The organism is Flavobacterium sp. ZT3R18 (assembly GCF_007097385.1).
Lineage (GTDB): Bacteria > Bacteroidota > Bacteroidia > Flavobacteriales > Flavobacteriaceae > Flavobacterium.
Genome location: NZ_VJZS01000007.1, coordinates 156,314 through 168,385, shown reverse-complemented (window position 1 = coordinate 168,385; position 12,072 = coordinate 156,314). Strand labels below are relative to the sequence as shown.

Sequence of the window (12,072 nt, the reverse complement as noted above, 5' to 3'; positions counted from 1 at the left end):
CGATAGGGGTGTAATGATTATAGAAAAATATATAACGTCAGTGAAAAACCCTGAAGGGGTGATACATCACATATTAACGTATTGTTTATCAGGATGTAGATTTTTAATAAAAAAGGTTAAACAGTTTCACCCCTTCGGGGTTTTGGGACGATGGAATTACTTATTTCTATAATCATTTCACCCTTTCAGGGTTTCCAGAAGAAATCGAAGATTGCATTTGCCCCGTAACAATCAAAATGTTAATTTTTAGCACGCAGATTTTGCAGATTTTTGCAGATTTAAGTTATGGATAATCTGTTTTTGTTAAAGTAATCAACTTTTTGGAAATTCGTGGCAAAAAAAATATTTTCCGCCTTTGAACAGTCATAAAAAAAACACAGGTATAAAATACTTAAATCAAGGAGTATTCAGTTGCTTTATTAGAAAGTTCCATAAGATTTTTTACTTTCAGTTTTTTCATCAAATTAAAACGGTGCACTTCGGCAGTTCGTTTACTGATGTCCAAAGCTTCGGCGATTTCTTTATTGCCTTTTCCGGATAACAAAAGTTTAAGGATTTCTTTTTCTCTTTTGGTTATCAGCTGTTCTTCTTCTAATGTTTGTTTAGGTTCTATTATCGCAACAGGATTACTAAGTTGGTTAATCAATATAGAGGAGATGTCGCCACTAAAATATTTACCACCATTGGCAACGGTATGAAGTGCCTTAAGAAATTCTTCTTTACTGGAACCTTTTAGTAAATAACCATCCGCTCCGGCTCTTATTGATTTTAATACGTACTCTTCTGATTCATGCATAGAAAGCATAACGATTTTCACCATATTGTTTTGGCTTCTTAGTTTTTCAACCACTTCTATACCTGTCATGTTAGGCATACGAATGTCTAGAATCAGTAAGTCGGGTTTGTTAGTTTCTACTATTTTTAATGCTTCCAAACCATCAGTAGCTTCGCCCACAACTTCTATGTTGGCTTCGTTTTCTAATAATGATTTGATACCATCTCTCACGAATACATGATCATCTGCCAGAACAACTCGAATAGTATTACTCATAACTTACTTAATTTTAAAATCTTATTTTTTACGTATATTAACCTAAATGAGTGGCTAAGGTACGTAATTTCAATTTCAATAGCAAAAAATCAATGGCAATGGCAATTTCAATGGCAATAGAAAAAAAATAATTTCAATTTAAATAGCAATGGCAATTTTAAAAATTAAAATCAATCTAAAAAAAAATAATTGCGTTTTACGATTTGGGAAGCTAAAGAATTTACAGTCGTAATGGATTTAATGTGAAAATTATGAGAAGTGAAAATTTAAAAATTAATTCGGGGCAAATTTGTGAATCATGATCTATCAGAGTAACGAAATTTATCTCTGGTATTAATTATCGACAAGCATTATTATTGAAATTGCTATTACCATTGCCATTGGCTTTATTATTGCCATTGCTATTGCCATTGCTATTGCCATTGCCATTGATTTTTTGCCATTGCTATTGCCATTGAAATTGTTTTTCTTTCAAATAGGAATATTAAAAGTAATTCGGGTTCCTTCGCCTGGAATAGAGTTGATGAAAACCCGACCGTTAATGTATTGAATCCTTTCTTTCATGAAAAGTAATCCCATTCCGGACTCGCTATTTCTCTTTTTCTCGACCGCATTAACATCAAATCCTTTTCCGTTGTCGTCTATAGTGATACCTAAAATAGAATTGCTATGCGACAATTGAACTATAATGTGTGTAGAATCGGCGTATTTTATAGCGTTGTTGATTGCTTCCTGTGTCAGTCGATAGATGTTGATTTCAATCAAGGAATCCAATCGTTGATCAAAATTAGTTTTGTTATAAAAAAGGATGTTCTTGCCTGTTAATTTTGATAATTCCTGAGTCAGTTTTACAATGGACGAAACAATACCATGATCGCTCAATTCCGGTGGCATCAAGTTGAAAGTGGCGGTACGAACTCCTTTAATGATGTCTAGCGATAATTTTTTCAGGTATTCTATTTTTTGGGCTGATTTTTCTTTGTCGTCCAGATTGATGCTTTCCAGACTAAATTTTAATCCAGTAAGCATTTGCCCAATTCCATCGTGAATTTCTTTGGCAATTCTATTTTGTTCGTTTTCTTGGTTTTCAACAATTCTACTCGAAATAATTTTCTGTTGATTGATCTTATCGGTTACATTTTCGGTATTCAAGCGTTCGACTTCTTGTTCTGCTTTTTTACGCTCAGTAATATCAAAACAGACAATTAACAATTCGGATTCCTCTTTTTTTATGGTCACAGGAACCATCGATAGATCCAGCCAAATAGATTCCCCATTTCTATTGGTTATATTTATTTCACCTTGCCAACCACTGCGGTGTTTTTCGGAAATAATCCGATCGATTACGAGCTGTTCCTTTTCAATTGGCGTTAAAACCTGAGAGAACGTTTTATCTGAAATGAATGGGTTGTACTGAAGCAGTTTTGAGAATTTTTCGCCAATATGTATCAGAGAGCCATTAGGGGCAACACGGCAATAGAGCAACGTGTTTTCCATGGCGTAATTGAGCGATTTTAATTCCTTTACCGAATTTTCTTTTATTTCGCTGATAATTTCGGTGTTGTAAGCCAGTTCTAAAGCTTTCTTTTCGGATAATAGAAGTTTCGAAATAAGTTTTTCGACTTTATGGTTTGTTGGTTTAAAAATGAATAGGAATTCTAACAATAAAACCAATAAAGTAAATCCAAAAATCACATATTCTGTTTTGCGTTGGAGCGTTACTTTATCCAATGCTTCCTTATCATATTCACTTACAATTTGATTCATTTTCAAAAGAAAAAACCCTTCATTTTCAAGGATAGTCTGCACTAATTTTTGGTTTTCTTTTTGGTTTTTGTCCCGCTTATTGTTCTCTAAAAATTGTGTTGTAGCGATGACAATAGCATCAAAATGAGGTTTTGTGGAAGCAAATAACTGTGTGAGATTAGTGTTTTTTTCTTTGGGAAAACCAAGGCTGTCATTTCCTTTTTCTAAATTGTAATGGGTACTTTTCCAAAGAGAAAGTGTTTCGTTGATGCGAATGATCTCTTCATTCTTTTTGGTCGTATCGGTTACGAAATTCAAAATCAAAACCTCTTTGGTCAGTTTTTGACTCAACATTCTTTGTTTCCCGGAAATGTTGATTATCCGAGAGTCGCTTAACTGTCTTTTGAGATTGTATTGAATGAGAATTTGACTCAATGCTACCATAACAGCAATGGTCAAAAGGGCGAAAAGGTACAATCGCCTTAATTTTTTGAAAGTAATTTTATCGACTGACTCTTTGGCTCTGTTGTTCATAACGAAATCAAAGTTAATCCAAAAAGCCTACGAATACCTCATTGTCGACAATTTTCACAGGATAAGTTGCGATTTTCAAATCATCACCATTCAGGTTAGAACCGTCTACAAGCGAAAATGTTTTTTTGTGCATTGGACAAGCAATTTTAGGAATATCGTCTGCTGAACCCAGCATTCCACGAGATAATACCATTTCCATTTTATGCGGACAGGCGTTTTGACAGGCATACCATTGGTTGCGACGACTAAAATTAAAAATGGCAATTTGTTTGTTTTTGTATTTAATGCAACCCCCTCTATTGGTCAAAAAATCACTGGTTTTTCCTGCTTTGAACCATATTTTGGCATCATTTGAATTCACTGTTTCGTATTGATCTAAGATATTTTCCATGTTTGTATTTTTATTTTTCCACTACACCAACAATCATTGATTAAGACGGCGGATTGTCGGACTCAAGTTGTTGGAGTGTAAATGGAAAGTATTTATATTTTTTTATTTTGCTTAATTTTATAATCATCATCATTTTTAACTTATATCCCTTTTTAACAGATGTAAAACAACCAGTCACTCCTTATTCTTGGAGATAAAAAGGTTAACCATATAAGAAATATAAGTACATATAAATTATCACTTTATTTAGACTTAGCTTAAATGACCTTATATTTCTTATATGGTTAAAATTTAATGCTATTTATTTTAGAATATAGCCTTTATGTTTTGCTGCTATGATTACGAAGAGTCCCGATAATTATCGGGAGGGGATAGGATTACCAAGATTTTGGCATCTTTTGATCTCTCAAAGAGACAAATTCAATGTTATCATCCTTTTCGTCTGAATTTACAAAATGACGAAAACGTTCCATTAATCTAGGTTTTTCGAGAACTTGTTTCCATTCACATTCGAAAGTATCTACCAAACCTTGCATTTCAGTTTCTAAAGTTTCAGCAATTCCTAAACTATCTTCTATTACCACTTCTTTTAAGTAGTCTAATCCACCTTCCAGTTTTTCTAACCAAGTAGCAGTACGTACCAAAGGTCCAGCAGTTCTAATGTAAAACATCAAGAAACGGTCTAAGTATTTGATACAAGTTGCTTTGTCGATTTGTTCTGCCAATAATACTGCATGTTTAGGATTGGCTCCACCATTACCGCAGATGTATAAGTTCCAACCGCCTTCTACAGCGATTAATCCAAAATCTTTACCTCTTGCTTCGGCACATTCACGAATACAGGCCGAAACACCACCTTTTAGTTTATGCGGAGAACGAATTCCTTTGTATCGGTTCTCAATTTCAATAGCAAAACCGGCACTGTCATCCATACCATAGCGACACCATGCAGCGCCAACACAACTTTTTACGGCACGTAGCGATTTGCCATAAGCATGACCACTTTCAAAACCATTATCGATTAATATTTTCCAGATTTTAGGTAAATCATCTAAATGGGCACCAAATAAATCGACACGTTGTGCACCTGTGATTTTGGTGTATAAATTAAATTGTTTGGCTACTTCGCCAATAGCAATTAGTTTCTCGGCAGTAATCTCTCCACCTGCAATTCTAGGCACAACAGAGTAGGTTCCGTTTCTTTGGATATTAGCCAAGAATCTATCGTTGGTATCTTGCGTTGTTATGTGTTTATTCGCAGTATCATTATAAATACTTGAAAAAATAGAAGCAATAACGGGCTTGCATACTTCGCAACCATCACCTGTACCGTGATGATCTATTACCTCAAAAAAGTCGGTGTATTTGTTGATTTTTACAAGGTCAAATAATTCTTGTCTATTGTATTTTAAATGCTCACAAATTACATCTTTAACTTCTTTTCCTATTGATTTTTGAGTAGCTTTTACAAGGTCTGCAACCATCGGTTTACATCCGCCACAACCTGTTGTCGCTTTGGTAAGTTTCACCACATCGGATAAGCTCGAACTGGTTTCGTCAATAATCGAACAGCAAATAGCGCCTTTTGTAACATTCTCACAAGAACAAATGATGGCTGAATCCGGCAAATCCATTACGCTTCCCAAAGTCGAAGCTTCTCCACCTCTAGAACCAAGAATCAAATCTTCAGGGTTTTTGGGCAACGCCATAGCATTGCTGTATATTTGGAACAGCCCATTATAATCGCTTGAATCACCTACTAATATTCCGCCTAATAAGGTTTTGGAATCTTTGGTAACATTGATTCTTTTATAAATTCCACTTAATTTATTTTCGTAAACAATTGCGGTCACATCCTCATTTTCTATAAAAGGATCACCAAAACTCGCAACTTCAACACCAATTAATTTTAATTGTGTAGACATATCGATGGTTTCCCTCATCGTTTTTGCCCCTTTTAGGATTTGTTCAGCCGCAACATCGGCCATTTCATATCCAGGAGCTACAAGACCATAAATCATATGATTGTAAAGTGCCACTTCTCCTATCGCATAGATGTGTGGATCCGAAGATTGCATTTGGTTATTTACGACTATTCCTCCACGTACACCTACTTCAAGTCCAGAAACTCTTCCTAGTTCGTCACGTGGTTTTATCCCCGCAGAAATCACCAACATATCTACTTTTAGGAGTTCATCTCCTTCAAACATCATTCCTGTTATGGCATCTTCTCCAGCAATATATTGAGTTGATTTGTTAAGGTGAATACCAATATTTAGTTCCTCGATTTTTGATTGCAGCATATCGCTCGCTCCTTTGTCGAGTTGTCTTGGCATTAATCTAGGGGCAAATTCTACTACATGTGGATTTAATCCTAAATCATATACCGCTTTGGCAGCCTCAAGTCCAAGCAATCCACCACCAAGGACTGCGGCTTCTGTAGCTCCTTTTTGTTTTATTTTTTTGGCGTAGGCCATAATTGCATCTAGATCTTCTATAGTTCTGTACACAAAAACCCCTTCTTTATCCACTCCCTCAATTGGAGGGACAAAAGCAGCCGAACCTGTAGCTAAAACTAAGTAGTCGTAAGCATGTGTTTTTTCTAAATGAGTATGTATCGTTTTTTGCTCTCTATTAATATCAGTAATTAATTCGGAGGTGTTTAGGATTATATTATTTTCTTCGTACCAATTTGATGTTGATAGTGATAAATCATCAGCGTTCTTACCCGAAAAATATTCACTCAAGTGAACTCTATCATAGGCGCGTCTTGGTTCTTCCCCAAATACGGTAATTTGATATTTCTCTTGTCCAGATTTCGCAATGAATTTTTCGCAAAATTTGTAACCTACCATGCCGTTTCCGACTACTATTACTTTAATCATAATCACATTAATTAAGTATTATTACGCAAATATAAGTACTTATACTTAATTTACATACTTAATTTTTTATTTTTATAAATAATTGGTAATTTTTGAAAAAAAGGTGTTTTAAATGTGATATTTGTAACTGAGAAGCTCTTTTGTTGAGATAAATATTTTGTTTGTGTAAGGTGTGATTTATTATGATATTGTTTTTTAATCAAACTGTGTTTCGTTAGGTTTTTATAAAGTGCAAAAAAAATCTGCGAAAATCTGCAAAATCTGCGTGTCAATTATTCACGCAGATTTTGCAGATTTTCGCAGATTTAAAATTGACAACTAATTTGAATTTCGTTATTCAGATTCCATAATCTCCGACGCATTTATGGAAGTGTTGTAAAAACTAAAACTTTTAAAACTTTGGCACAAAAAAAAACTCTTCGTAGTGAAGAGCTTTTTTGAATTTATTTTTTGACAATATCCTCTAAAACAGCTTTGTCTGAATAATTAATTACTTTAAGAGTGATTTGTTGGTTTTTACTAGTTTTTCCTTCTATTATGTATAATTTTCCTTTTTTTAACGGTACGTTGCTTTTATCAAAATCGACATCGCCTAGTTTCAAAGTATTTTTTATATCAGTTGTATCGACCCATTTCTCCGAAAGAATCTTCGAAGCTTTATCCGAGTAAAAGAAAGGCTTAGTACTTAAATCATTCAAAACTCTGGCATTTGGAAAATAATTACAACGGGTGTCTTTTCCGCTAAATATTGCTGCAACGACAAACAAACCCATTATCAAACCCACTAAATAGTAAGCAAAACGTTGTATGAAATTCATATTTTAATTTTTCGGCAAAGGTATGGCAAAGTTTACTTAAAAAACAATTAAATTAATATCGTTATCTGGTAAATCAAACCAATCTCCAATGGCTTTATTGGTAAGGATGCCATGATACAAATAAATACCATTTTTTAAGCCGGCATTACAACGTATAGAACTTTCAATGCCTCCATCTTCGGCAATTTGTAATAAATAAGGAGTGATAATGTTGCTTATAGAAAGGGACGCTGTTTTGGAATATCGCGAAGGAATGTTGGGCACACAATAATGCAATACATTGTTCTTTAAAAAAGTTGGTTTTTCGTGCGTTGTCACTTCCGAAGTTTCAAAACAACCGCCTGTATCAATGCTAATATCTACAATTACAGCCCCTTTCTTCATGTGTTCTACCATAGTTTCGGTAACAACAACAGGACAACGCTCTTTGCCTCTCATGGCGCCAATAGCGACATCACAGCGTCTGAGCGCTTTCAGTAATGCTTTTTGTTGCAAGGTAGAAGTAAAAATGCGCTGATTTAAATTATGCTGTAAACGACGTAGTTTTGTAATAGAATTATCAAAAACTTTTACGCTTGCGCCAAGACCAATAGCAGTTTTTGCAGCGAATTCGCCCGCTGTTCCTGCTCCAATAATAACGACTTCGGTAGGGGCAACTCCTGTAATGTTACCAAAAAGTAGTCCTTTTCCAAATTCATTGGTAATCATTAATTCGGCAGCAATAAGAATGGAGGCGGTTCCTGCAATTTCACTTAATGATTTTACAGCAGGATAGGAGCCGTCTTCGTCTTTTAGATATTCGAAAGCAAGAGCTGTAACTTTTTTTCGGGATAACGCTTCGAAATATGATTTTTTCCTTGTTTTTAATTGAATTGCCGATATTAAAATCGTTTTAGAATGCATCATTTCAATCTCGGCTACAGTAGGAGGCTCAACTTTTAGTATCATTGGACAACCAAAGACCTTTTTTGTGTCCAAGGTAATCTCTGCACCAGCGTCGCTATATTCTTTGTCGCTATAACTGGAATTAACACCTGCTCCAGCCTCAATCATTACTCTATGTCCTTGATAGGTAAGCGTGTTTACCGAATCTGGAGTAAGGCAAATGCGGCGTTCTTGAAAACTGGTCTCTTTTGGGATACCTATAAAAAGTTGGCCTTTTTGTCTTGCAATTTCAAGTGTTTCTTCTTGAGGCAGTAATTGTTCTTTTGTAAATGGACTTATTGACATTGATGTAATGAAATTAGAGGTACAATTTACAAAAAAGATTCGTAACTATTCTGTTAGTTTTTAGTTTTCAGTCGCAGTCGCAGTTTTCGGAGTTCTCTGTAAATATTACAATTTGTTTTCTTAACAATATTTGCAAAAAAGTGAGCCTGTTTTAGAAATAGTCTTTAATTAATACCATTTAGGCTTTTAATTTACTGTGATAAATCAATCTAGCTCTATACGTCAGTTCGAGGCTTAATTTTTTTTGCAAAAAAAGCAATATAAAATGACGTATTATTCTTGTATATTATTTAAGCAAATGATTGATTTTTAATAACTTATATAAAAACGTCAATGGTAGTGTTTTATTAAAAAATGCGATAGCTTTTTTAATAAAATGTATCGAGAACCCTAACATGAAAGCTTCTCGATACAATTTTGAATAGAAAAGCTGTCGCATTACTATTTAAAATCACTCGAAGAGACGGTGCGTTTTTTATTCCAGTAAAATCAAAAGTAAAATGGTGTAACTCCTTTTTTGGTTTGAAAATTATCCTGATAACTATCGGAAGAAAACTGAAAACTGAAAACTGAAAACTATTTCAATCTAGTCTATGTATTTCTCCATTTTTATATCGGCTCGTTCATAAACCCCTTCTTCTACAGGAATGGCTACAAATCCAAAACTTTCATATAGATGTATTGCGGGGGCTAAGGATTTATTGGAGTAGAGAATTAATTTTTGAATGCCTTTTTCTTTGGCTACAGCCAAACAATGAATCATCAGTTTTTTGCCAATGCCCAAACCTTGATTTCCATCGGAAACAGCCATTTTACTCAATTCGAAAGTAGTTGGATCTATTTTTAATAACGAAACTGTACCAACTATTTTATCGGCATATTTGGCATAAAAAATCATTCCACCTTTGTCGATTATTTCCCCCTGTGGATCCGAAAGTATTCTTTCGTCTTTTGGTTCTACTTTGAAATATTTATGAAGCCATTCTAAATTTAAAGTTTTTATGGGTTCCTTTAAATCAATAGAAAATGGAATAATTTCTACAGTATTTGGATCTAGATTCATAAAAAATAATTTTAAGTTAATTCAAGAGCGCGATTTCCGTCAGCAAGTAGCTCAATAGTAATGATCGAATGCTGCTCTGGAATTAGATTCTCAATTTTTTCAGACCATTCTATAAAACACCAATTTCCAGAATACAGGTAATCTTCTATCCCCATATCAAGTGCTTCACTCTCTTTGTTAAGCCTATAGAAATCAAAATGATAAACGATTTGATTTTTAGTGGTTTGATATTCGTTAACTAAAGAAAAGGTCGGACTACTTGTTGCTTCTTCTACACCAAGAGTTTTACAAAGTTGTTTGATTAAAGTAGTTTTTCCAACTCCCATTTCTCCATTAAAAAGGATTACTTTATTCGGGTTTTGATCTAATATTTGTTGCGCAACTGCTGCAAGTTGATCGATAGAAAATGTAATAGTCATTTTTTAAGTATTCAGTTTTTTTAGTTTTCAGTCTCAGTTTTCAGTCCTAGTTTTCAGTCCTAGTTTTCAGTCTCAGTTTTCAGCCTCGATGATTAGTTAGAGGAGCTTCGTACGATATGGCTTTCTGCAAACTGAGACTGAAAACTGAAAACTGAGACTGAGACTGAACACTTCCTTTTATTTCGGATTAAAAACAAGAAAAGGAATAATCATTTCTTCCAATGATATTCCGCCATGTTGATAGGTGTTTTTATAATAGCTCACATAATGATTGTAATTGTTTACATAAGCCAAAAACAAATCATTTTTTGCAAAAATATAGGAACTACTCATATTTATGGTAGGCAAACCAATGTTTTTGGGTTCTTTTACAGCATACACATCTTTATGTTCATAGGTCAAACTGCGTCCCGTTTTGTATCTAAGGTTTAGACTTGTGTTTTTGTCTCCCACAACTTTTGATGGGTTTTTGACATTGATTGTCCCGTGATCGGTTGTTAAAATCAATTTAAAACCTAATTTTTGGGCTTGCTGAATAATTTCCAGTAAAGGTGAGTTCTTAAACCAACTCAATGTCAACGAGCGATACGCCTTGTCATCTGAAGCTAATTCTTTTACCACATCCATTTCGGTTTTGGCGTGAGAAAGCATATCTACAAAATTATACACCACCGTCACAAGATCGTTATCCTTTAATGACCTAAAATTTTCGGACAGCTTTTTACCTCCAGCCAAATTGGTAATCTTAAAATAATCTTGTTTGAGGTCTAGCCTTAATCTTTTTAATTGGGCGGTTAAAAATTCGGCTTCATATAAATTTTTTCCGCCTTCTTCTGGGTCATTTTTCCAATATTGAGGAAACTGTTTTTCCATTTCCAAGGGTGTCAATCCAGAGAAAATGGCATTTCTGGCATATTGTGTAGCAGTTGGTAAAATGGCGTAATAGGGAACTTCTTTTTCGAGTTTGTAATAATTAGCAACCACACTCTCTATCACTTTCCATTGATCGTAACGCAAATTATCGATCACTACAAAAAGTATTGGTTTGTCTTTTTTAAGAATTTCGGGAACTACTAATTCTTTGAATAAATTATGAGATTGTATCGGTTTGTCTGCTTTTGGTGCAAACCAATCTTCGTAATTTCGTTCTATAAATTTTCCAAATTGAGAATTAGCTTCTACTTTTTGAGATTCTAGAATTTCAATCATACCTTGATCATCAATGTTCTCTAGTTCGAGTTCCCAAAAAATCAATTTTTTATACAATTCAATCCAATCTTCATAGGAATTGACCATAGCCATTTCCATAGTAATTTTTCTAAATTCTTTTTGATAATCTAATGTTGTTTTCTGAGAAATCAATCGCGAATGGTCTAAGTTTTTCTTTAAACTCAACAAAATCTGATTTGGATTCACGGGTTTTATCAAATAATCGGCAATTTTAGAACCAATGGCTTCCTCCATGATGTATTCCTCTTCGCTTTTGGTAATCATTATCATAGGAATAGAAGATTTTTTCTCCTTCATCTCAGATAACGTTTCCAAACCACTCATTCCCGGCATATTTTCGTCTAGAAAAACAATGTCAAAGTTGTTTTCATCAAAAATATCAATGGCATCACGACCATTATTGCAAGTAGTAACGTGGTAGTTTTTTTTCTCTAGAAATAATATGTGGGGTTTGAGCAAATCGATTTCATCATCAACCCAAAGTATTTTTATAATGTCCATTTATATTTAATTTTAGCGCAATTTAGTTGTATAGAACTTAATAAATATTAAAAATAGTATAAAATTGATTATTAAAAAAGAGGAGCGCCGTTATTTTAATGATAACCAGTGCTAAAAATAAGCAATAAAAAGGACTGATCTATTTTTTAATTTAAAATGAATAATAGGATCTAATGCTTTTGATTTGCAACGCAGACCTAACAG

9 protein-coding genes are annotated in these 12,072 nt (G+C 34.0%); all 9 read right to left on the bottom strand.

The window, feature by feature from the left end:
* Nucleotides 1-391 precede the first annotated feature (391 nt).
* The gene (locus FNW52_RS10125; protein ID WP_143377349.1) at nt 392-1,051 is read right to left on the bottom strand and encodes a response regulator transcription factor; all 660 of its coding nucleotides are present in this window, start codon (nt 1,049-1,051) and stop codon (nt 392-394) included.
* A 471-nt stretch (nt 1,052-1,522) separates the two neighbouring features.
* Nucleotides 1,523-3,331, bottom strand: coding sequence for an ATP-binding protein (locus FNW52_RS10120; RefSeq protein ID WP_143377348.1), 1,809 nt, complete (start codon nt 3,329-3,331; stop codon nt 1,523-1,525).
* Between the two features lie 13 nt (nt 3,332-3,344).
* Nucleotides 3,345-3,722, bottom strand: a complete 378-nt coding sequence (gene nirD / locus FNW52_RS10115; RefSeq protein WP_143377347.1) for a nitrite reductase small subunit NirD — start codon at nt 3,720-3,722, stop codon at nt 3,345-3,347.
* A 377-nt stretch (nt 3,723-4,099) separates the two neighbouring features.
* On the bottom strand, nt 4,100-6,607 hold the full coding sequence (gene nirB / locus FNW52_RS10110) for a nitrite reductase large subunit NirB (protein WP_143377346.1): 2,508 nt from the start codon (nt 6,605-6,607) through the stop codon (nt 4,100-4,102).
* A gap of 443 nt (nt 6,608-7,050) precedes the next feature.
* Nucleotides 7,051-7,425 (bottom strand): DUF4258 domain-containing protein, encoded by a 375-nt coding sequence (locus FNW52_RS10105; protein ID WP_143377345.1) that lies wholly within the window; start codon nt 7,423-7,425, stop codon nt 7,051-7,053.
* Nucleotides 7,426-7,461: 36 nt separating this feature from the next.
* Nucleotides 7,462-8,655: an alanine dehydrogenase gene (locus tag FNW52_RS10100; RefSeq protein ID WP_143377344.1), complete on the bottom strand. Its 1,194-nt coding sequence runs from the start codon at nt 8,653-8,655 to the stop codon at nt 7,462-7,464.
* A gap of 586 nt (nt 8,656-9,241) precedes the next feature.
* Entirely contained in the window at nt 9,242-9,718 is a 477-nt protein-coding gene (locus tag FNW52_RS10095; RefSeq protein WP_143377343.1) for a GNAT family N-acetyltransferase, read from the bottom strand.
* 11 nt (nt 9,719-9,729) lie between these two features.
* A complete protein-coding gene (gene tsaE, locus FNW52_RS10090; RefSeq protein ID WP_143377342.1) occupies nt 9,730-10,137 on the bottom strand; it encodes a tRNA (adenosine(37)-N6)-threonylcarbamoyltransferase complex ATPase subunit type 1 TsaE in 408 nt (135 codons plus the stop codon).
* Between the two features lie 177 nt (nt 10,138-10,314).
* The gene (locus FNW52_RS10085) at nt 10,315-11,868 is read right to left on the bottom strand and encodes a bifunctional response regulator/alkaline phosphatase family protein (RefSeq protein WP_143377341.1); all 1,554 of its coding nucleotides are present in this window, start codon (nt 11,866-11,868) and stop codon (nt 10,315-10,317) included.
* Nucleotides 11,869-12,072 lie beyond the last annotated feature (204 nt).